Origin of the sequence: Amycolatopsis sp. SID8362, assembly GCF_010550475.1 — a bacterium.
GTDB lineage: Bacteria > Actinomycetota > Actinomycetes > Mycobacteriales > Pseudonocardiaceae > Amycolatopsis > Amycolatopsis eburnea.
On sequence record NZ_JAAGNB010001463.1, the window covers coordinates 1 to 22,190 of the forward strand.

The 22,190-nt window shown below is 67.5% G+C and carries 16 protein-coding genes and 2 pseudogenes; 13 read left to right on the top strand and 5 right to left on the bottom strand.

Annotated features, from left to right (window positions below; all coding sequences use genetic code 11):
- Nucleotides 1–89: 89 nt before the first annotated feature.
- From G3I65_RS59175 to G3I65_RS44935, 7 genes and pseudogenes are all read left to right on the top strand, one after another.
- A pseudogene (locus G3I65_RS59175) lies at nt 90–278 on the top strand (Ig-like domain-containing protein); the annotation flags it as partial.
- A gap of 60 nt (nt 279–338) precedes the next feature.
- Complete coding sequence (locus G3I65_RS57900; protein WP_239071829.1) at nt 339–872, top strand: Ig-like domain-containing protein; 534 nt, start codon at nt 339–341, stop codon at nt 870–872.
- Nucleotides 869–1,717 carry a class E sortase gene (locus tag G3I65_RS44920; RefSeq protein WP_239071827.1) on the top strand — a complete coding sequence of 283 codons (849 nt, stop codon included), beginning with the start codon at nt 869–871 and terminating at the stop codon, nt 1,715–1,717. The genes G3I65_RS57900 and G3I65_RS44920 overlap by 4 nt, the downstream gene beginning before the upstream one ends.
- Nucleotides 1,717–1,875: a hypothetical protein gene (locus tag G3I65_RS56675; protein WP_166641383.1), complete on the top strand. Its 159-nt coding sequence runs from the start codon at nt 1,717–1,719 to the stop codon at nt 1,873–1,875. Before G3I65_RS44920 ends, G3I65_RS56675 begins: the two co-directional genes overlap by 1 nt.
- A gap of 144 nt (nt 1,876–2,019) precedes the next feature.
- On the top strand, nt 2,020–4,407 hold the full coding sequence (locus G3I65_RS44925) for a hypothetical protein (RefSeq protein WP_160701508.1): 2,388 nt from the start codon (nt 2,020–2,022) through the stop codon (nt 4,405–4,407).
- 455 nt (nt 4,408–4,862) lie between these two features.
- Nucleotides 4,863–6,695 (top strand): putative adhesin, encoded by a 1,833-nt coding sequence (locus tag G3I65_RS44930; RefSeq protein WP_160701509.1) that lies wholly within the window; start codon nt 4,863–4,865, stop codon nt 6,693–6,695.
- A 1,157-nt stretch (nt 6,696–7,852) separates the two neighbouring features.
- On the top strand, nt 7,853–9,973 hold the full coding sequence (locus G3I65_RS44935; protein WP_309236006.1) for a bifunctional polysaccharide deacetylase/glycosyltransferase family 2 protein: 2,121 nt from the start codon (nt 7,853–7,855) through the stop codon (nt 9,971–9,973).
- Between the two features lie 285 nt (nt 9,974–10,258).
- On the opposite strand, the gene G3I65_RS44940 is transcribed toward G3I65_RS44935, so the two are convergent.
- From G3I65_RS44940 to G3I65_RS44960, 5 genes and pseudogenes are all read right to left on the bottom strand, one after another.
- Entirely contained in the window at nt 10,259–10,951 is a 693-nt protein-coding gene (locus tag G3I65_RS44940; RefSeq protein ID WP_160701510.1) for a choice-of-anchor P family protein, read from the bottom strand.
- Nucleotides 10,952–11,928: 977 nt separating this feature from the next.
- The gene (locus G3I65_RS44945; RefSeq protein ID WP_375336772.1) at nt 11,929–12,489 is read right to left on the bottom strand and encodes a class F sortase; all 561 of its coding nucleotides are present in this window, start codon (nt 12,487–12,489) and stop codon (nt 11,929–11,931) included.
- A 20-nt stretch (nt 12,490–12,509) separates the two neighbouring features.
- Nucleotides 12,510–13,325, bottom strand: coding sequence for a choice-of-anchor P family protein (locus G3I65_RS44950; protein ID WP_160701512.1), 816 nt, complete (start codon nt 13,323–13,325; stop codon nt 12,510–12,512).
- A 1,779-nt stretch (nt 13,326–15,104) separates the two neighbouring features.
- Nucleotides 15,105–15,350: pseudogene (locus G3I65_RS59180) on the bottom strand (UDP-N-acetylglucosamine 2-epimerase); the annotation flags it as partial.
- A gap of 284 nt (nt 15,351–15,634) precedes the next feature.
- Entirely contained in the window at nt 15,635–15,799 is a 165-nt protein-coding gene (locus G3I65_RS44960; protein ID WP_160701513.1) for a hypothetical protein, read from the bottom strand.
- A 591-nt stretch (nt 15,800–16,390) separates the two neighbouring features.
- Here G3I65_RS44960 and G3I65_RS44965 point away from each other — a divergent pair.
- Genes G3I65_RS44965 through G3I65_RS56680 form a run of 6 tightly spaced genes read left to right on the top strand, consistent with a single transcriptional unit; the run spans nt 16,391 to nt 22,057 of the window.
- On the top strand, nt 16,391–18,901 hold the full coding sequence (locus tag G3I65_RS44965) for an ATP-binding protein (RefSeq protein WP_239071828.1): 2,511 nt from the start codon (nt 16,391–16,393) through the stop codon (nt 18,899–18,901).
- Nucleotides 18,898–19,326, top strand: coding sequence for a roadblock/LC7 domain-containing protein (locus tag G3I65_RS44970; protein ID WP_160701514.1), 429 nt, complete (start codon nt 18,898–18,900; stop codon nt 19,324–19,326). Before G3I65_RS44965 ends, G3I65_RS44970 begins: the two co-directional genes overlap by 4 nt.
- Nucleotides 19,323–19,718 (top strand): DUF742 domain-containing protein, encoded by a 396-nt coding sequence (locus G3I65_RS44975; protein ID WP_160701515.1) that lies wholly within the window; start codon nt 19,323–19,325, stop codon nt 19,716–19,718. The genes G3I65_RS44970 and G3I65_RS44975 overlap by 4 nt, the downstream gene beginning before the upstream one ends.
- On the top strand, nt 19,708–20,346 hold the full coding sequence (locus G3I65_RS44980) for an ATP/GTP-binding protein (RefSeq protein ID WP_160701516.1): 639 nt from the start codon (nt 19,708–19,710) through the stop codon (nt 20,344–20,346). Before G3I65_RS44975 ends, G3I65_RS44980 begins: the two co-directional genes overlap by 11 nt.
- 16 nt (nt 20,347–20,362) lie before the next feature.
- Nucleotides 20,363–21,160 carry an MHYT domain-containing protein gene (locus tag G3I65_RS44985; protein ID WP_160701517.1) on the top strand — a complete coding sequence of 266 codons (798 nt, stop codon included), beginning with the start codon at nt 20,363–20,365 and terminating at the stop codon, nt 21,158–21,160.
- A 60-nt stretch (nt 21,161–21,220) separates the two neighbouring features.
- The gene (locus G3I65_RS56680) at nt 21,221–22,057 is read left to right on the top strand and encodes a hypothetical protein (protein ID WP_203612683.1); all 837 of its coding nucleotides are present in this window, start codon (nt 21,221–21,223) and stop codon (nt 22,055–22,057) included.
- Nucleotides 22,058–22,190: the final 133 nt, after the last annotated feature.

Genomic DNA, 22,190 nt, shown 5'->3' on the forward strand with positions numbered 1-22,190 from the left:
CGGATGCGGCGGGGAATGTTTCGGCGGTGTCGGCGCCGGACACGTTCATCGTCCTTGGCGTCGGCTCGACACCACCGCCTGCAGCTCCGGTGATTACCTCTCCGGCGGACGGCTCCACGACGAATGACCCGACCCCTGCTATCTCCGGCACAGCAGCGCCGGGATCGACAGTGACGGTGACCGAAAGCGGGACGACGCTGTGTATGACGACCGCCGATTCGTCGGGGAAGTGGACGTGTGACTCGTCGACGCTGTCGGATGGGTCGCACACGATCACGGCAACGCAGACGAACCCAGCCGGTAGTGCCACCGCGACGAGCACGTTCACCGTGGACACCATGGCCCCGGCGCCTCCGGTGATCAGCAGCCCGGTCGACGGCTCCACGACCGACGACAGCACCCCCACCATCAAGGGAACCGGCGAGCCGGGCGCCACTATCAAGGTCACGATCGACGGCACACCTGCCGGCACGGTCACTGTGGGTGCGGACGGCACGTGGACGCTGGAGACCACCAACCAGCTGGCCGACGGTCAGCACACTGTGGTGGCAACGCAAACAGATCCGGCCGGCAACGTCTCCACGGACAGCCAGAAGGTTGCCTTCACCGTCGCCCACGAGGCGCCGGGCGACGGTACCGGTCCGGGTGGTGACGGTTCGGGAGGAAACGGCGAGGGCGGTGACGGTAGCGCAGGCGGCACGCCGTCCACCGGCACAGCGACGACGACCGGTCCGGCCACCGGTAAATTGCCGACCACCGGCGCTCCGGTGAATGTCGTGTTCCTGGTCGCGGTCGGTCTGCTGGCTCTGTCCGGCGGTGGCTACCTGATCCGTCGGGGCAGCCGGCGCAAGGGCGCGGTTGAGACCCGATGAGTTCGTCATCGGTGCGCACGGAGACCACCGAAACCGAGGCCGAACCAGGGGCGGACGCCATGAGCGGGCGCCGATCGGCGTCCACCCTGGTCGGCGAGTTGCTCGTCACGTTCGGGCTCGTTGTCCTGCTGTTCGCCGTCTACGAGCTGTGGGTGACGGGCTGGGAGACGGACCGGGAGCAGCAGCGGGCCACGCGGGATCTCCAAAGCACGTGGTCGGAACCTCGGAGTGTGCCGAGCGTGCCCGCGGTGGGGCAGCCGTTCACCCGGCTCTACATCCCTCGGTTCGGGCCGGACTACGGATTCACCGTGCTCGAGGGCGTGAGTCTCCGTGTCCTCGCGAAGGGGCCAGGCCACTACCCGGGGTCCGCGCTGCCCGGTGACCCGGGGAACTTCGCCGTCGCCGGCCACCGCATCGGCCGCGGTGCGCCGTTCAACGACCTCGACGAGCTGCAGGCCTGCGACGCGATCATCGTGGAGACGAGGGACGAATTCATGGTCTATCGGGTGCTGCCGATGAGTAACCAGGTTGCGACATGGTCGACACAGGCGAGCGGCGACCAGCGGTGCCACAACGTGCCTGTTCTCGGCGGCCCGTACGAGTCCGTCGCCGGGATCCGCATAGTCGCACCAACCCAGGTGGACGCGGTGAACCCGGTGCCGTACCGCACACGTGACGCAGTTGCGCAATCCCAGCAGGACCGGCTGCTGACGTTGACCACCTGCAACCCCGAATTCGACAACACTCAACGCCTCATCGTGCACGCGATCCTGACTGATCGAGCCAAGAAAACCGACGGCCTTTCCTACGCGGGATTGCTCAAGCAACTGGAGAAGACACTCTGATGTACGCCTGGATCTGGCGCCACCTCCCTGGCCCGTGGCCGACCCGGCTTGCCGTCGCGGTGATCCTCGTGGCGGCCGTGGTCGCGCTGCTCATGTTCGTCGTGTTTCCCTGGCTCGAACCGCTTCTGCCCTTCAATGACGTCACCATCACCGAGTAGTGCGGACAGGAAGCGAGGCGTGCCCTTCGAGACAATGTCCACGAAAGCCGGATTCCCCGGCCCGTCGCGGTGCTTTACTTAAGGGAAGCCCGGCGCAGGGCCCTCGTTGGTCCCGATCCACCATCGTTGTTCCGGGGAGAAGCCATGGCGCGTTTCGGGCGTGCGCTTGCAGCCATCGGGGCGATCCTCGTGCTCGTCGTGCTTCAGCTGCCGGATGCAGGTGCGGCACCTCGGGAGAGCGTGGGACTTCTGGCGCCAGCTGCCCCGCGGCTGGTCTTCGGGGAGGACTTCGAAAACGCCCCTGGTGACTGGGTCGGGTTGACCGGTTACGTCGGTGCGAGTGGGACGACGTATACCGGCTCGCCTTACTGGACGTGGCCGGCGGCGTGCAACGGCCTGGTCCTTCGGTTCGCCAGCGCACCTCCGCCGTCCGGATGCGAGTACTACGACGCCCGCGACGACGCGGTCGACCAAGCTGCGCTCAACGCTCCCGTGGCCGCCGGGAGGCAGCCGTCGACGACCAATCACGCGCTGGCCTTCTTCACCAAGCAGCCGGACGTCAACCACCGTCTCGAGCCCGGCGACGTGATGCTGCGGAGCACTTCAGGTATCCCCGTAACCACCGGTGGGCGGTTCCTGAGGCTCAGCTTCGACGGTGTGGGGCTCAGCTGCGACCAGAATCCGGCGCAGCTCGACGTCGGCGTGCTGGATGGCGGGGTGGAGCGCAGGGCATTCCCGACCGCGATCGATCTTTGCACGGACCAGCGGGCCGCCTTCGTCGCACACGGCTTCGCTGGTACCACCAAGGTGGGGCACTACGACTCGGCCATCGCGGTACGGGTGTCGACTGCGAACGTGGGCTTCGTGCTGCGCAATGACAACGGCAGCGCCGTCGCCAACGACGGTGGCATCGACAACCTGCGGATGTTCGACGTCACGCCGGCGCTCCACGCCGAGTTCGCCCGGACCGGCCCGTCCGAACTGGGCACGACGGCTACCCTGCGGTTCACCGTCACGAACACGGCGGACCTGTTGGCGAAGAACGGCTGGGGCTTCGCCACGCCGCTGCCGGAAGGCCTGCGGGTGGCCGGCGAGGTCGGCAGCACCTGCGGCTCGGCGTCGATCACCGCGGACCGTTCGATCAGCGTCGCCGATGGCGCTCTTGGCTCTGGTCAGGACGCCTGCACCGTTGAGGTCCCGGTGACCGCGCAGACAGCCGGCGTGTACGACGTCGGCGGGGGTACTACGAAGGCGCTGGACGGGGCTGGAGTCACCTCGATCAAGTTCGTCGCCGGACCGAAGCTGGGGCTGCTGCCGAGGCACGCGCCGACCCCGCCGCCGAGGCACGCGCCGGCCGCGATAGAGCCGGCGAGTCCCTCGCCGGCTCTGAGTGCGTCGCTGCGTCCGTCACCGAGGCCGATGAGCCAGCCGGCGGACAGGCCGACCGACGAGCCCGCCAGCAGCACGGCGACACTGCCTGCAGCGCGGGACCGGAAGCCACCCAGCGGGCTGGTCACACAGCGGTACTCAGGTGACTACAACGTCGACCGCACGAAGGCCGACGCGCCAAGCGTGTTGACCGGTGCGTTACCCACGATCGGCGATCTGGTCAAGGACCCGGGGCGAATCGCGGAGGCGCTGGCGTCCGGGCTGGTGTGGACGCTCCTCCTCGTCCTGGCTACGGGAGCGCTCAACCAGGCCCTGAAATCGCGGTACGACCGATTCCACGCCGCGGTCTCGCGCGTCCGGGTGCCCGCCGTACTGATCCGGATGGGCAACGTACTCCGCGGCGGTCACTGGCTGGTCGTGACGGGTCTGATCGTGCTCAACGCGTGCCTGCTCACGCTCGTCGATCCGAACGCACACGCTGACGTGACCACCGCGCGACTGGTCGTCTCGATCGTCATCGCCCAGTTCCTGATCGGCGCGGTGCAGTACTGGCTGAGCGCGGCGAGGTCACGTGCGATCCTGGGTGTCCCCACCGACGTGCAAACCATCCCGTTCGGCTTGGCGATCAGCGCTGTCGGCGTCGTCATCTCCCGGCTTGTCAGCTTCGTTCCAGGGCTGCTCGGTGGTGCGATGCTGCGGCTTTCACAGCGGCGCGTGTCCGTGGCCCAGAAGGTCAGTTCCGAGAGGTTCAAAGCCATCGTCACCCTCAGCCTGGGCGGCTGCTGCTGGGTGCTCGCGACCATCGTCCCCACCAAGGGCTCCTGGCCGGTCGTGCTGGGCCATGACACCGTGGTCGCCGCCACCATCACGGCCATCCTCAGCACCCTCATCGACATGCTGCCGTTCACTGTGGTCTCCGGTTACCTCTTGTTCCATCACGCCCGATGGTCGTGGGCCGTCCTGACGACGACGACGGTGTTCGCGTTCCTCCTGTTCGTCGTGCCCCAGCCCAAGTACTGGATTCACGTCCGCGGCGGGGTCTCCCACTGGATCGTGATCGCCGTGGTGACGATCGTGAGCGCGGTCGGCGTACTCGTGCTGCTGCACCGGCGCGACCGCGCTGCGCAGAAGGCGCCCAGCTAGCCTGGGGATGGGCAGCACGTCGGTGAGCCGGTCGATCGCGAACCTGCCGTCGAGCGCTGCCCGGGCCACCTCGTGCGGCCGTCGCAGCTTGGCCTCGGGGATGCCGGGGAATTCCTTGACACGCAAGAGATGTGCGGGTGCGAGGAACGCCGGGGCTTCGCGATCGGCCACGGTGAGCACGGCGGCTGCCGCGCGGAAAGGGCTTGCCCCGATAAGGCACACCCGGGATGATCTCTGCCTCGCCGAGGCAGACCAGCAGGGCGATGTCATGCACCCGCTCCGGTGGCAGGCGGGCGAGCACGCTCGAGCAGATGTGCCTCTCGCGGCGAGGCTCGGGTCTGGTCGATCGTGCCCCCCACTTGTCCCTTTCGGACATAACCGACCGTCGTCATGAGTGCGAGTCTTGACTAGACTGGTTTGCTGCCGCGACCGGCGAGCTCGAGGGGGCGGAACACGTGACCATCATTGTCAGTGGGCACGGCGAGGCGCCTGACGAGGACTACACTTTCGTTCCCCTGGGCCAGACGGTCCGGACATACACCGCGGACACCGTGACGCTGACGTCGAACGTCGCGTTGCTGGCGTTGCTGGATGGGGCCGGCCAGGCGGGTAGGAGGATCGCCGGACCGAACAGGATCAGGAACTACCAGCTGACGAAGGAGGACGACCAGTTCCTCGCCCAGTGGGCCGCGCTGGCTGTCGAAAGCGATGTGCGGATTGTGGGCGTGGGCGTTGAGCCTGACATCCCGGACATTATCCGGTTGTGCGGGCACGATAACCCCGGCCGGGTGACGATCTCCTGCTCTGAGCAGGGCGAGCACACCTGCTTTGACGGTCGGTATTTTGGACGGAAACGCAAGTTGGGGGAGGAGTTCGTCCGCGAGGACATTTCGCCGCATGCTGTCCCCCGGGTGGTGACGGAGCCTCGCTGTGAACGGCTGGGACGCCACATCTGCTCGGGCATGCTCGGTTACCTGCCGCCGGAAAAGTGGAACGACATCGCTCTGGTGGCCTGCCTGGGCGAAGCGGCCACCATCCCGGGGCCGTTCGGCAACCGTCCAGGGAAAGCGTACGACGACGACTGGGACAACCCTGAGTTGCACGTCGATACGGAATACGACTTCACTGTGGCACAGTTGGAAGGGGCGCCGCCGCTGCGGAATCCTGACACCTGTTCTACCGGAGCGGACTCGGCTGGAGCGGTTCCCGACAATCCTGACGACAGCCCCATGAAATACGTGTGGCGCCGGATCATGAAAAGGCCCGCTGACCGGGTGGCGATCGCGGAGGCGGAAGCCTACGTCGACCGTCTTCCGGAAGCGACGTTAGCCCTGCTGATCTCGTATGTGGACATCTCCTGCTGGCTCCGCGCGCGGTGGATCAAGAGCTACGCCGAGCAAGACAAACTGGATCAGGTCGTCGGACAGCTGGCCGCAAATGTGCCTCAACTGGATGGGATCATGACATGGCTGAACGACGTGCCCTGGTACGGCGAGGCCTTCAACCAAGCCTGCGACAGCAGAAACCAGAAGCGTCTGGTTCGCGAGCTGGTCAAGTACGGTCTCGCCACCAATTCCGAAGTACTGAACGCAATCAGGACTCGTCCCAGGACGAGTTCCAGTAATGCTCAGTCGGGGATGCCTGACTGGGAGGTGGCGGAGGTGGTTTACCAGTCTGCGCGGTTCGGTGATCTGGACTCGGTGTTCATGATGCTGAGGGGCAGAGTTGATGTCGTGGCGGGTGTACTGGGGCAGCTGGTCGCCAGGCCGGGGTACGGCCAGGCCCTGGACGCTGCCGCGCAGCAGAACATCGAGCAGTTCTGGGAGCTGTTCAGCTACGCCGACCTGGAGGTGCAGCTGGCGCTGCTGGGGCGTGCCGTGTTATGTGAACTGATTGACCAGCATCTCTGGACCCTGTTGACAACCGGCGACACCGTGCAGGCCGAAACCGGATGGGACGCCCTGCCGGACCGGACACGCGACACCCTGTACCTCAACAGCAACTGGCTTGGCCGCTGGCAGCATGTACGCATCATCGTCTACTACGCCCAGAACGACGCGATCCAGGCGTTGTTCGAGACGCTGCAGCAACATTCCGGCGGCTATGACGAGATCCTGGACCTCATCGACACCATCCCCGCCTACCGCCAGGCGCTCAACGACGCAGCCGCCCGCAACGCGAACACCTTCACCGCCTACGTCGACGACTTCCCCGACGAAAGCATCCGCCACCAACTTCAGGAATCCTTCAGGTGGGCTCGACCCGATGATTTCGAGTCATTCCCCTGAACCGAGTCGCACCCACAACTCGAAACAGTGTTGCCGGGGTCATAGGGGCACACTTCGATGCCCTTATGGTTCTGGGCGGTGGCACGCCATCGCCCGCGACAAGAAACTCGCCGACCGAGGCGCGCTCGGACGTCGAGGCGGGCAAGGCCGTGCGGCCGGCCGCACTCACCCGCAGGTGAAGAAGGACTGGACAAGAGTCCGTCGCGCCTACTAGGAACAAGCTCGGGACACCGAGGTGGCGACACCGCTGGTCAACCGACAATTCGACTCCGACAATTGTCGTACAGCCATGTCGAGGGCCTGTTCAGTCAGAAATTGGCGAAAAAAGAGTGACGATCGGACGCCATGCAATGAAACAGTGCGAGCGGTTGAAGTCTTCTCCCAGACCTGTCGGCGGTGTTCGAAGTGGGTGAGCACAACAGCGGCTTTGACGATGACTCCGATCTTGCCGGGCCTGGCGATGGGGTGGACAGTGCGCCGGCCGTCGGAGAACTTCTTCCCGCAGGCGCCGACGTCCGGGCGGAGCGACCGAATCGCCTGTCGCACTCCGCCGCTCGCAGGAGAACCGTGAAGGGGGCGTTCTCCGGGCATGACACCACACGCAGTCCCGGTCTTGGCGAGACCACCTCAGCGCCCGCTCGCCGAACGGGACCCGAGAGACCGGCAGCGGGTCTGTTCTCGTCCGGAGCAGGACACGTCCTCGAGGAACCGGTCTTCGTCGACCCGAGCGGCCGGCGCCGCAGCCGCGCGCGGCGGTTCGGGTGGCTCCTCGTAGTTCCGGCGGCCGCCTACCTCGTTCTGCTGGTGACCGCCCTGCTCGGGGAACCGGCGCTGCCCCGTGCCTCCTTGCCCCTGCCCGAAACGAAAACGCCCGCTCCCTCTTCGCCCGCCACCACAGCGAACGACGACAACCAGAACGCGGGCGCCCGGTCCACCCCCACGTTTGCCGACGCGCCGACGACCATCCCGCGTTCCTTTCCGGTCGAGGCGCCGCCGACACGCCGTCCGGCCTCCGCTGTCGCAGCGCCCGCGAGCGTCCCCGCGGTGACGGCCGCGCCCGCGCCCAGTGCCACCGCCCCTCCGGTGTCGCCGTCGGGCCAGCACCCGGCAGTCACGCCACGTGGGTTCGACCAGCGCACGACTCCGGCCAAGAAGCCGTGAACGTGCGCCGTCCGCGGGCGCGTGCTCGTGACGTGCCGCCGCGTACCCACTGGCTGCTGTTGGCTGTCTTGGTGGCGACCCTTAGTTGTGCGTTGCTGATCGACGGTTACGTGCAGCACCGTGTCAATGACGCCCCGGACGGCGCGCGTTCGTCCCCGGTGAGTGCGGGACAGGTCCCCGCGTCGGTGTCCGGCGGCGGTCCGGTCATCTCCCTCGAGAACGGGCAACCGCGAACGGCCCGCCCACGTAACGGCACCATCGCCCTGACTTTCGACGACGGCCCGGACCCCGTGTGGACCCCACGGATCCTCGAAGTGCTACGCAAACACCAGGTGCACGCCACGTTCTTCGTCATCGGCGCCCAGGTCGTCGCCGAGCCCGGGCTGGTGCGCCAGCTCGTCGAAGACGGCAACGAGGTAGGTGTGCACACGTTCACGCACGCCGATCTCGGACCTCGCCCCGCGTGGCAGCGCACGCTGCAGCTTCGCGAGACCCAGCTGGCCATCGTCGGCGCCACGGGCCGGACGACCACACTGTTGCGCCCGCCGTATTCCTCCACGAACGACGCCCTCGACGACGCGACCTGGGCGGCGATCCAGCAGGCTGACGCTGAGGGTTACCTCACAGTGCTGACCACGCGCGACACCGAGGACTGGCGGCACCCCGGCGTCGACCGGATCGTCGCCAACGGAACGGCCGGGGGAAAGAACGGCCAGGTGGTGCTGATGCACGACTCGGGTGGCGACCGGACCCAAACGGTCGCGGCATTGGACCGGCTGCTGACCCAGTACCAGCGGCAAGGAATTGTCGTCGGTACGGTCAGCGCCACCATGGGCCTCACCAGCGCGATGAAGCCGGCGTCCGGCGCCGAGCGCTGGCTCGGCTTGTCCTTGATCTGGATCCTCACCGCCAGCCACTGGCTTCTCACCGTCGTGGATTGGCTGTTGCTCATCGCCAGTGCACTGAGTGTGCTGCGGGCAGTGGTGACCCTCGTCGCCGCACGCCGCCATGCACGCGGTGCGGGCCATCGCCCGAGCACGCCGGTCACGGCGCCGGTCACGGTCATCGTCCCCGCCTACAACGAAAGCGCCGGAATCGAGGCAGCCGTCCGCTCGCTGGCGGCCTCGGGCCAAGTCGTCGAGATTCTCGTCGTGGACGACGGTTCCACCGACGGTACGGCGGATCTGGTCGAGGCGCTACGCCTGCCTCAGGTGCGCGTGATCCGGCAGCCGAACGGCGGTAAGCCGTCCGCGCTCAACACGGGCATCGCGCAGGCTTCCCACGACCTGATCGTCATGGTCGACGGCGACACGGTGTTCGAACCGGACACCGTGCGGACACTGGTGCAGCCCTTCGCGAACCCCCGAGTGGGCGCGGTGTCCGGAAACGCCAAGGTGGTCAACCGGCGCGGCCTGCTGGGACTGTGGCAGCACATCGAGTACGTCGTCGGCTTCAACCTCGACCGCCGGCTGTTCGACCTCGCCGAATGCATGCCCACCGTGCCCGGAGCGGTCGGCGCGTTCCGCCGCACGGCGCTGCGTCGCGTCGGAGGCGTGCCGGACAACACGCTCGCCGAAGACACCGACCTCACGATGGCACTGTGCCGGGACGGCTGGCGAGTCGTCTACGAACAGGACGCTGTCGCTTGGACCGAAGCTCCCGCGTCGCTGGGAGCGTTGTGGCGGCAACGTTATCGCTGGTGCTACGGCACCATGCAGGCGATGTGGAAGCACCGGGGTGCGCTGCGCCAGCGCGGCCCCGCCGGGAAGCTCGGCCGGCGCGGGCTCGGCTATCTGCTGCTGTTCCAGGTCGTCCTGCCCTTGTTGGCCCCGACGGTTGACGTGTTCGCGCTGTATGGCCTGATCTTCCTTAACCCGTTCCTGGTGCTGGGAGTGTGGGCGGGCTTCCTGCTCGTGCAGCTGGTGATGGCCCTCTACGCGTTCCACCTGGACGGTGAACGACCCGGTCCACTGTGGAGCCTGCCGCTGCAGCAGTTCGTCTATCGGCAACTGATGTATCTCGTGGTCATCCAGTCGGTGGTCACCGCGGTCGCCGGGGCGCGGCTGCGCTGGCAGCGAATGGAACGGTACGGATCATTGCCGTCGCCGGGGGATTGACGCTGCGGCCCGATCGGCACCAGCGAGGAGTGCACGTCGATGCACGGCACGTCAACCGAGACCGGCTCCGCGACGGGCTTCCCCGCGGCGAGGGCGTTGGGGCCGGGGCCGTGTCCTGCCGTGACGCGCCGCAGCCGGTCAGAACCAGCCCGGCGAGCAGGGTCAGCAGGAGTGCGATCAGGCGGGGACAGGGACGAGTTACTGCGCGGTCACCGCAGCTTCGGAGCCATCACCGGTCTCCGGGCCACCGACCGGCATATCCGAGGCTGTGCCCGAACCGCTCCCCTACGGAGTGCCTCTGTGCCCGCCCGGCGCCGCGGTCGGCGGCGCCAGGTAGGCGCCGCACGTGACCGACCCGAGGAGGATGTTACCCGTGGCGACAAGCCCGTCTGGCTTGATGTGCAGCGCGTTCACCGTCAAGCTCTGGTCCATCAAGTTGGTGGTCTGCTCGTTCAGGATGATCGTTCCGACGCCCGCGATGGTCTGGGTCTGGTTCACGTCGCCAGTCGGGTTGATTTTCGTGCCGCCGATGGTAAGGCTGGTGATCACCGACGAGCCGGTCAGGCCACCAGGTTCGGCGGCGGCATTGGCAGTGCAGTTCGCGGTGAGCACCTGAGCGTTCAGCTGCAGCAGCTGCGAGCTCACGTTCGTGACCCCGCCGGACTCGGTGACGTTGTTGGACGCGTCGATCGCCGAGGTGCTCTCGACGACACCACTGATGGTCAAGATGCTGCTCAGCGCGCTCGGGATGCCGGAGGTGCCGCCGAGAATACTGTTCGTGTCCGGGTTGCTGGTGCCGGTCGGCGCCAGCTGGCCGGTGTCCACCGTCGTAACGGTAGCGGCGACAGTGGCCGTGATCGAGGCACCGTAGGCAGAGCCGGTCCCGGCGGCCTGGGCCGGCATGGCGGCCGCGAACAATCCGGCTGCGGTCAACCCGGCCACGGCCAACCCGGCGGCGCGCAACGCTGGAAAGCGCATGAAGTTTCCCTTCGAATAATAGAGACAGTCGCGCAGGTTGCCGGCGCCAAGCGTCGATCAGGCTCGACGTCAGTGAGGAACGAGCGGAACTTAGCAGAATGCCGACGGGCAGCCCGAAGCGGTAACGCCTCGCAATGAGCAAGCTGCGAAGCCATCAGGAACTGTTCGTGCACCTAGAATTGCCCTTTTGGTCAAACATTTCGATTATGTTGGCTCTGGCGTCGGCTGTACTCCACCCGCCACTTCGGTTAGCCTACACTTTGGACGGTCCACGCCAGCCACTCGAGATGGAAATGGCAGGTCGCGGCCGAGTCGAGGCGCGAAAGTTGCGGTCGCATCGCGAAAGCGCCTTGATGTTCGGCACGGCGGCGGAGAACGGTGCACGTGGTCGTCGCGCCCGGCCTCTCCGGAATCTTCTTTCTAATTGGCGTACGGCAGGCAGGAGAGACGAAGGCGGCAGCTTGAACGGACGATCGTCACCGCGGCGCCGTCAGGTGAGGTCGCCGCCTCCTGTGGGACGAGTCAATCGCCCTGAGCGGGCCTCCGGCGGATTCCCTCGGTCTCGTGCATCAATTCATGCACAACACTCTGCCCTCAATGGATATCGGCGCCAATCCCGGCACGGGCAACTTCGGCGTGCGTCGCGCCGGCCAGGGGAACGTCCGGCACTTCGCCACCGCGGCCGCCCTGACAAGGCGGGCGCGGCCTCGCCGGGAAGCTCGGCCGGCGCGGGCTCGGCTATCTGCTGCTGTTCCAGGTCGTCCTGCCCTTGTTGGCCCCGACGGTCGACGTGTTCGCGCTGTACGGCCTGATCTTCCTCAACCCGTTCCTGGTGCCAGCGCGATGTTTCTTCCGGTCCGCGGCGCCTCGTGCGCGCTGCCCAGCCCGCCGGATGTTCGAAGCTTCCGGAAACGACGAAGGGCCTCGCCGTTGCGCCCAGATGCGCACCTGCGAGGCCCCGTACCGTGAACGGCAGGTCAGGTGTTGAGCTTGCCGTACACGATGATGTTGTCGAGATAGCTGTGCTTGGCCGCGTCGAACGCGCCACCGCAGGTGATCAGCCGGATCTCCGAGCCGGCTGTCTTGCCGTAGACCGCCTCGGTCGGGAATTCCTTTTTCGCGACCTGGTCGACCTTGGTGACGGTGAACGTGGCCTTCGACCCGTCTTTGCGGCCGATCACGACCTGGTCGCCCTGCTTCATCTCGTGCAGCCGCCAGAAGATGCCCTTCTGGTGGTTGCCGTCGATGTGCCCGAGGATCACCGCCGGACCGGGCTGGCCGGGCAGGGCACCCAGCCGGTACCAGCCCGCCTGCAGCGGCTGGTCCACCGGCGGTACCTGCACGGTCTTGTCCTGGTTCAGCCCGAGCGGCACCAGCGAGGAATGTGCGTCGATGCTCGGCACGTCGATCGAGACCGGATCCGCGACGGGCTTCTGGGCGGCGACCGGCGACGGCGCCGGGGCGGGGGCGGTGTCCTGTTGTGAGGCCCCGCAGCCGGCCAGAACCAGCCCGGCGAGCAGGCTCAGCAGCAATGCAATCGGGCGGGGACAGGGACGAGTCACAGCGCGGTCACCGCGGCCTCGGAGCCATCACCGGTCTCCGGGGCACCCTCAGGCACAACCGAGCCCGTGCCCGAACCACTCCCCGAGGTCCCCGAGTCCCCGCCCGGCGGCGTCGTCGGAGGAGTCGTCGTCGGGGTCGGCGTCGGCGTAGCCGCGGGCGCCAGGTAGGTGCCGCAGGTGGCCGACCCGAGGATGATGTCACCCGAGGCGCTGCCAGTCGGGTCGATATTCGGGTCGATCTTGATGTGCAGCGCGTTCACGGTCAGGCTGCCGTCCGAATTGGTGGTCTGCTCGTTCAGGATGATCGTGCCGACGCCGTCGATGGTTTGGGTCTGGCTCACGTCGCCAGTCGGGGTGATGGTCGTGCTGCCGATGGTGAGGTTGGTGATCTCCGACAGGCCGGTCAGGCCACCGGGGTTGGTGGCGGTGACGTCGGCGGCGTAGGCGTTGCATCGCGCCCTGAGCAAATCGGCGTGCAGCCGCAGCAGCTGCGAGTCCGCCCGAAAGACCGTGCCGATCTCTGTGACGTTGTTGGACGTGTCGATTTCCGAGATGCTGGTGATGGCGCCGACGGTCAGGAGGTCGGTCGGCACGTTAACGAGGCCGGTGCTGGCATTGCCCGGGTTACTGGTGTTGGTCGGCGCCAGCTGGCCGGTGGTGACCGACACCGGGCCGACAGTAGCCGTGATCGAGGCGCCGTAGGCAGAGCCGCTCCCGGCGGCCTGGGCCGCTTGGGCCGGGACGGCGGCCGCGAACAGCCCGGCCGCGGCCAGCCCCACCACACCGGTGGAGCGCAACGCTGAAAAACGCATGAAATTTCCCTTCGAAGAACAGAGAAGGTCGAGCAGGCAACAGGCGTCACAGCGCCGATCAGGCTCGACGTCAAGTGAGGAACGAGCGGAACCTAGCAGAATGCCGACAGGCAGCCCGAAGCGGTAACACGTCGCCATGAAGGAAACTACGACAATGAGTGTCCCCGAGACGGAACGGCCACCCATTCGAGTGGGCGAGCCTCTGCAACTTCGTCACTAAATGCGACCAGTCGCGCCAGCGGCAGTCATCAGGAACTGTTCGCGCACCGAGAATTGCCCTTTTGGTCAAACATTTCGATCCTGTCGACCCCGGGCGGTGGTCGTACTTCCACTTGTCGCTTCGCTTACCGTCTACTTTAGACAGCAAGTCGCTAGCCGCTCAGGACGGAAACAACAGGTCAACAGATGCTCGACAGCGCGCTCGAGTCACGACTGAGGCGACGAGAGAAAGGTGCGGGTTGTCTGATGCCGTGCACGATGCGGAAACTGTCGGCGAGCGCATTGCGTGACGCACGGACGGCGAGTGAAGCGCTCGAATGATGGGAGCATCTTGATGTTCGGCGCGGCGGCGGAGTGTGGAGCACGTGGTCGGCACGCCCGTCACTCCGGAACGTTCTTTCTCATTTGCGTGCGGCAGGCAGGAGAGGCGAACGTGTCATCCGTCAGGTGAGGACGCCGCCTCTTGTGCGACGAGCCAATCGCCCCCGAGTAGACCCTCCGGCAGAACGCCGCGGTAGTGGCCGAAGATCTCGCTCTCGTGCATCAATTCGTGCACAGAACTCTGCCCTCGGCGGACGCCGGCGCCAATCCCGACGCGGGCAACGTCGGTGCGCGCGTCGCGGCCAGCCAGGGGAACATCCGGCACTTCGCCACGGTGGGCTGAGGTGGCTGCCCCGGCAGCGCGGGCATGCGCCGAGGGTCAGTCGCCGCCACGGGCGCAGCGCCTCCGAAATTTGTGTAAACATTCAGTGAAATCTGCATTGCTGTCGGCAGCACGTGTCCGAGGAAAGTAAACACAACGTACCAGTAGTCAGCGACACGATTCCACGCATGATCCGTGGATTACTGCATTCGTGCGCATCGGCGTCAACTCTCAGTTGCGACCGCCTGTGAGCTGTCGTCTGCGCGGGCAGAAGTCCGGCGACTACACACAATGAGTGACCTGGGTCACGTTTGTTTGTTCAGCTGCGACACACGCGTGCCCGGGTTAGCATTCGCTGGTGAGACGGCACTCCGCTTGTCAGCCAGTCGGTGTCGTCGCTCCGCGCGGACCGGTCGGTGGCATGCTGGGGTTGCCACCGCCCGGCCGTAGCGTCGGAACGTAACTCCGCAAGCGACGCTACCCACAGGTATCAGGACGGCTGGCGATCGTCCTCGCGATGGCACGAGGTCAACTCCGCCCAGGCGCCGGACGTCTATACGCAGACGGATTGGTGAGCCCGTCGCGGTGATCGGCGCCGGGGCGACGGAGAGTGGAATGTGGGCCACGACCGGCGCTGGACGCTGCCCGCGCGCGGCCGTCGACCAGCAGCACGCGATCTCACGTCGGCGCCGACGGTGCGGATCCGCCCGGTCGACCCGCTACCGATGGCCGGCCGATCCCGGAACACTGGGCGCTGAAGGCCGCAGGCCGGATCGCGGTCGGCGTGGTGTCGTCGCTCGTGCTGACTGGCACCGGCGCCTCGACCACGCTCACGCAACTGACCGCGGCTTGGGCCAACGGCGAGGCCTCACGTAACCGGACGTCGCGATGCTTGGCGGGGATGCGTTTTACCGCGGTCACGATACGGGCGAGCGGCTCGCCCCACGATTAGCGATGACGAGGACGAGCCGGGTGCAGGGTATGAGGGCCTGGTCGGCCGCGGGCAGGTTCGCGGGCACGACGCGCGGTGCGGCTGCTGTCTCAGCCGGCGCCAGGTGCAGTGTGGCGATCCTCGAGACCAGTTGCCGGTACTCCTCTTCGGGGAACGGCGCGGCGAGGTGTCCGGTGCGTAGCCCGGCATCCAGACGCGCGAGAGGCACGCCGCGCCAGAACGCGCGAGCGTGGTGGCGGTGTCACCCTGGACGATGACGAGGGACAGCGGGCGAGCGCGTTGTCGAGCTGAGGCGGCACTGCCGACAAGTGTTCAGGCCTGGGGCCGGAATCGTGGCGGACCGACAGTTGTTCGCCGGCTCCCAGGTTGAGTGGTGTCACGGCCTGATCGACCGGGGTGTTGACCGGCGTGCGCGAGGGCGGACCGCAATCGCCCGGCTTCGGTGGGTTCGAGCGCCATGGTAGCTGTCTTGATCGCCTCCCGGCCGGGTGCCGGTCAGGACCAGCACGACTGGCGGCTGTGCAGCAGGCCGAGCCCGATCCGCAGCCCGGCACCGGATGCCATCGGGACGGTGGGGCGGCCGGACGGCCGCCGAGGTGATCCCGTCACCGGAGTCGAGGACGCCGCCGAGCAAGTGGACGTGTACAGCGGTGACGCCACGCTGTCGTCCGCGTTGGTGATCTGCTCGTCGAACGTGATCGAACAGATCGGGATGCTTGAGCGCTCTCCGTGTGTGATCCGATGCGCAGCGTGTAGGTCGGGCGACTGGTCTTTGAGGGTTACGTCCACCTCCCTTCTGGCCGCTGTTTTCTACTCGCCGTCAAACCGATACGCCAATCGGATGACCTGATTAAGTGTTCCGTTAATATCGTTGCGATGGACATGCATGTAGGCCTAGTGGAGCTCTGTGGCCCGCGTCGGTTCGGGGTGTGCGCCTGTTCGGGGCCGTAACGGCGGTTGAGATTTACGCGCGAGTAGTTTCTCGGTGACAGCCCCGCCTTGATCAAGGAATGCGCGACTACCATATTCAGCGCCGTAATGCCAGGGTGTAGCACGCAGAGTGAGTGCGTCGATCGCGACTGCGACATGCCCGTTCCGCCCCTTGACATGCCTCTGGATCTGGGGTTGTATTTTGCCCATTCAAAACCAAAGCCACCGGTAAATGATTCCGCAAACATGGATTTCAGTTGTGTCATTGCCGGTTTTCGGATTTCGCTACCCCGAGTTGAAATGAATTGAGCTGGCCGAGTGATGATCGAGGAAGTTGCGGCCGACGGCCGGTCCGGTGAATCTCGCTGGCGTCCCGATTCGTGGAGCTTGCGCACGAAGATCACCGCCGTTCTGCTGCTGCCCGTGATCGTGGCACTCGCTCTGGCCGCGGGGCGGATTCAGCCCGAACTGTCGACGGCCGGCGCCCTCAGCGGGGTGCGGGACCAGTTGCCGGTCGCGCAGGGGGTCGTCGCGCTGACCGACCTGGTCGACCAGGAAGCCGTGGCAGCCGCGGGGGGAGCCGGGAGTGAGCAGCGGGCACAGAGCGCCGCCGCGGTCGACGCGGCGACCGGGCCACTGCTGCGTGCGGCCAATTTCGCCGGACTGGCTTCCCGCGCCCAGGACGGCCTAAGCGTGACGCTGGGCCGGCTCAGCGGCCTGCGGTTGCGCAGTTCGGGGGTGGGTGACGCCGTCGCCGCCACAGCCGGCTACAAGGAGGTCGTCTTCGCGCTCGCCGAGATCGTGCCCGACGTGGTGGCCGGTGCCGCCAGACCCGATCTGACCGCCGGCGCGAACACCATCCGGTCCTTGCTCCAGATGCGCGCCGACGTGGTGACTCAGGACGCGATCCTGCGTTCCGCCCCGGTGAACCGGCCCAGCGTGTCCGCGCTGGTCGGCGCGGACCGGGCGGCTACCGAAGAACTGCTGGTCAGCGGCCAGATCCAGCGTACGGCCACCGACCAGGTCGCCAGCCGGCTGGCGAATGTCACCGCGGCCACCGCGAGCCGGCAGGAGGCGCTCGAGAACGCCCTCGCGACCGGCCACTTCGACGCATTGCCGGCGCTGCTGGAACCGGTCGCGGCCGAAGTCGACGCCATCAACGCGCTGCTGCGCGAGCTGGTCGGCTCGCTTGTCGCCACGGTGTCCGACGCGACCAACGAGATCCGCTCGAGCGCGCTCCGGGACACCGCTCTGGTGCTCGGCGCACTGCTGGGTGCGCTGGCGGTGGCCCTCTTCCTGGCTCGTACCCTGGTTTCCCCGGTGCGGCGGCTGCACGCCGCCGCGCTGAACGTCGCGCACCGCCAGCTCCCGGAGACGGTTGCCCGTGCTCGTGCCGGGGTGAACCTGCGCTGGGAAGACGTGCCGCCCGTGCCGGTTCGCACGGAGGAGGAGATCGGGCAGCTGGCGCGCGCTTTCGACGAGATGCACCGTCAGGCCCTCCGGCTCGCCGGTGAGCAGGCCGAGCTGCGCAGGCAGGTCAGCGAGATGTTCATGACGTTGTCCCGACGGAGTCAGGCGCTGGTGGAACTGCAGCTGTCGGTGATCGAGGAGCTGGAAGCGGAGGAGCAGGACCCGCGCCGGCTGGACGCGTTGTTCCGCATCGACCACATCGCCACCCGGCTGCGGCGCAACGGCGAGAACCTGCAGGTCCTCGCCGGCGGTACCCCGGCACGCCGGGACCACCAGCCGATCACGATCGTCGAGCTGATGCGGGCGGCGACCTCGGAGGTCAAGGACTACCGGCGGGTCACGCTCGGCAACGCGCCCGGCGGCTCGGTGCGCGGTGACGCCGCACCCGACATCGTGCACATCCTGGCCGAGCTGCTGGACAACGCGACGCGCCACTCGCCGCCCGAGGAGAAGGTGGTGCTCAACGCCGACCGCGGGGCCGACGGCGGGCTGCTCATCGAGGTCGTGGACGGCGGGCTGGGAATGACTGTGGACGACCTCGAAGCGACGAACGGACGGCTGGCCGCGGGCGACGCGGTCAATCCCGAGACGACTCGCCGGATGGGACTGTACGTCGTGGGACGGCTGGCCGCGCCGCACGGGGTGATCGTCCGGTTGCGCCGGACCAGTGCGCGGTCCACCAGAGCCGGCGTCACCGCCAGCGTCCACCTGCCCGGCAATCTCGTGCTGCCCGACCGGTTTTCGGCGGACCAGGAGCACGTGCTCACGGCGCCTCAGGTGTTGCCGCCGCGGCCGAGGCAGGCCGAGCCGGGGACGGCCGTCAACGGCAGTGTCGCCGGCCTGTTGCCGGTCACGACCGGACGTCACGAGCTGTCCCCGCACCACGGCGGTATCAACGGAGCGAGTTCGCGTGCCGTGAGTCCCGCGGCCCCGGCCGACCGGTCGTCCGCGGCGCTGACCCCGATATTCGACCGGATCGTGTCGAGCTGGTTCTCGCCAGCCGAACCCGGTGGAGAATCGGATCCTGCCCGGCGTGCGGAAGACTGGGGAACCCGGACCGACGACGCCCGGCGGGCCGCCGAGAGCGCCGTCGAGCCGGTGAACGCCGCCACCGTCACACCGTCCGGTCTGCCGGTCCGCGAGCCAGGCTCGCAGCTGGCCCCGGGCGCAGCCGTCCCGCGATCGGACACAGCTCGCCCCACCGCCGGATTCCGCGATCCGGCCGCGGTGCGCAACAACCTTTCCCAGCACTACAACGGTATGCGCGCGGCCCGCCTGCGCACGCGCGGCTCCGCAGGCGAGACCGATGTACGTCGCCCACCCGGCGGGTCGCCCGGCGCCCGGCACGAGGAGAACAAATGACCACACACCCGCCCACGTCGACCAAGGCTTCGCTCGGTTGGCTGGCTACGGAGTTCACCCGCGATGTGGACGGAGTGGCACACGCGGCGCTGGTTTCCGTGGACGGACTGCTGGTCGCCGCCAGCGACGGCATGCCGGAAGACCGTGCCGATCAGCTTTCGGCGATCGCCTCGGGACTGGCCAGCCTGGCCGGTGGCACCGCGGAACTGTTCACCGCCGGCCAGGTGGTGCAGTCGGTCATCGAGATGGAGCAGGGCTTCTTGTTGCTGATGGGCGTCGGCGACGGCTCGAACCTGGTCGTGCTGGCAAGCAGCCGCTGCGACATCGGGCTCGTCGGCTACGAGATGACACTGCTGGTGGATCGGGTCGGCAAAATGGTCGACACGCCGATACGCCAGGATGCTGCGAACCAGGCGGCGCCATGACCGACGCCGAATGGTGGGCGGGCCGAGCCGACGAAGAAGAACCGGGGCCCAGGCCGTCGATGACGCGACCGTACTCGTGGACTGAGGGCCGCACCCAGCCGGCGCTCGAACTGTCGATCGAGGCGCTGGTGCAGTCGACGACCGACGGCGCGTCGCTACCGTACAACCGCAGCGATGTGCGCTCGGTGCTGCTTCGGCTGTGCCGGCGGCCGCGGTCCGTGGCCGAGATCGGGGCCGAGCTGTCCGTGCCGCTGGGGGTGGCGCGGGTGCTCGTCAGCGACCTGGCGAGTTCAGGTTGGGTGACCGTCAGAGACACCCTGGGCGCCAACGCTTCCTGGGACGAAAGACACGACCTGCTGGAAAGGGTCCTGAGTGGCCTCCATGCGATCTGAATCAGCGAACAGCATCAAATCGGCGAAGATCGTCGTCGCCGGCGGATTCGGTGTGGGCAAGACGACGTTCGTCGGCGCCGTCTCGGAGATCGCCCCGCTGCGAACGGAAGCCGTGATGACGGAGGCCGGCATCGGGGTCGACGAGACGGCGGCCGTGCCCGGCAAGTGGTCGACGACCGTGGCGATGGACTTCGGCCGCATCACGCTCCCGAACGACCTGGTGATCTACGTCTTCGGTACGCCGGGCCAGCGCCGATTCTGGTTCATGTGGGACGACCTGGTCAGCGGCGCGGTCGCGGCGGTCGTGCTGGCGGACTGCCGGCGGCTCGCGGACTGCTTCGCGCCGATCGACTTCTTCGAGTCCCGCGGCCTGCCCTTCGTGGTCGCGATCAACCAGTTCGAGAACACCCGGCAGCATTCGCCTGCGGAAGTGCGCGAGGCGTTGCGCGTCGCGCCTGACGTGCCGGTGATCACCTGCGATGCCCGGTCACCGGGATCCACCAGGGAGACGCTGATCGAGGCGGCCCGGCACGCACTGACCCAGTGGGAAACCCAGGCCGCCGTTCCGGTGGCCTGGACGACGGCGGCACATCCCATCATGCCTCGGGAGGGGAGCGACCTTGGATAGCGACAGCATGCCGGGTATGGAGAATTTCGCGATGGGGCAGTGGATGCTGGTCCTGTCCTGCCTGACGTCGGTGGTCGGCTGCGCGCTCGGGCTCGCGTGCACGGTGCAGGCCCGGCAGGCGATCAGCCGGGGCAGCCGGTTGACGTGGCTCGGGCTCGCGGCGGTGTCGATCGGCGGGGTCGGCATCTGGCTCATGCACTTCACGGCGATGCTCGGCGTCGAAACTCCGGGATATCCGGTCCGGTACTCGATCATGCCGACCGCCGGGTCGGCGCTGCTGGCTGTGGCGGCGGTGTTCTGCGGGTTGCTGGTGTTCGGTGTCCGGGTGAACTTCGCCTGGTGGCGCCTGCTGCTGGGCGGTCTGCTCACCGGACTGGCGGTCAACATCATGCACTACACCGGGATGTCGGCCATCCGGATCAAGGGCACCGTGAGTTATGACACCTGGCTGGTCGCGCTGTCGGTGGTGATCGCCGTGGTGGCCGCGACCGCCGCTCTGTGGTTCACGGTCGGGCTGAAGAGCTTCGTGATGCGGATACTGGCGGGGCTGATCATGACCGTTGCGGTGACCGGCATGCACTACACCGGAATGGCCGCGATGAAGGTGCACCTGACCCCCGATGCGCCGGACCCGGCCGGTGTGGAGGTGTTCTCGTTCCTCTTCCCGGTGTTCGTCGTGGCGGCGCTGGCTTTGGCGGCACCGCTGTGCGCGGTGATGATGGTGCCCACACCCGGCGAGAAGGCGGAGGCGGCCGGGCTGGTCGAGTTGCCGAACGACGTCGTGCCCGACCTTCGCGGTCGGCGGGTGACGTAGGGCCGGCTGTCCCTTGTGGATCGTCGACGCGGGCGTCATGAGCCCTTGATTCCGGGCTGGGTGTTCGCGCAGGCCCTGCATGTCGGCGCGGTGCAGGTAGTCGGCGATCGGCTTGTCGCCGAGGCCGGCCAGGTCGAGCACCCGGATGCGGCTGCCCAGCGACGTCCCGCCGAGGTCGATCAGCCCGACCTGGGCGGTGTCCGGCAGCTTGAGGATGTCGGCGAAGCCGTTGACGGCCTGGGCGTCGCGCTCGGCGACGATGCAGAACGCCGTCTTGACGTTGGCGCGGTAGGTCGTGCCCTGGGTGTAGAAGCCGCTCACCGAGCTGACCGCGGCCACGACCAGCAGGCAGGCGAGCACGATCCGGCCGCGCAGCCGGACCGCGGACAGCGCCTCGACGACCACGACCGCGGCGCCGAACGCGCCGAGCGTCCAGACCGGGGTGGCGAAGCGCAGCTGCCCCATCCAGTCGTACTCGAGGACGATGTAGGCGACGACGGTCAGCCCGAACGGCGCCAGCAGCGCGATCAGGCCGGTGCGCAGCTTCGACGGCCGGATCATCAGCATGACCAGGCACGCGACGGCGATGGCGACGACCAGCCAGCCGACGTAGGAGACGATCTCCCCGGGCCGCGCGAGGTCGTCGAGGGTCGGCGGTTCCTGCCCCTTCGCGACGGCGGTGTTGGGCACCAGCCGGCCGAACTCGAACCAGCGGAAGACGACGTAAGCGCCGTACGGCACGGCGAACCCGGCGACGGAGACGACGACCGCGCGGACGCTGCGCCCGAGCAGTTCCCGCTTCAGGAACAGCAGGACGACGATCGGGTACCCGCCGGGAAAGATGATGCCGTATCCAGACCAAGTTGGCGAAGATCTGCACCGACGGCCTTCGCCTGACCGTGCGGTACCTGAGGCGAGCGGGCTCGATAACCGGCTCCGATCGGCCAGCAGCGGTCGCTGTCGGGTCATCGAGCCAGGTGGCATCGGGCTGGTCGAGGGTTCCGCGCCGCGCCGCGCCGCGCCGCGCCGC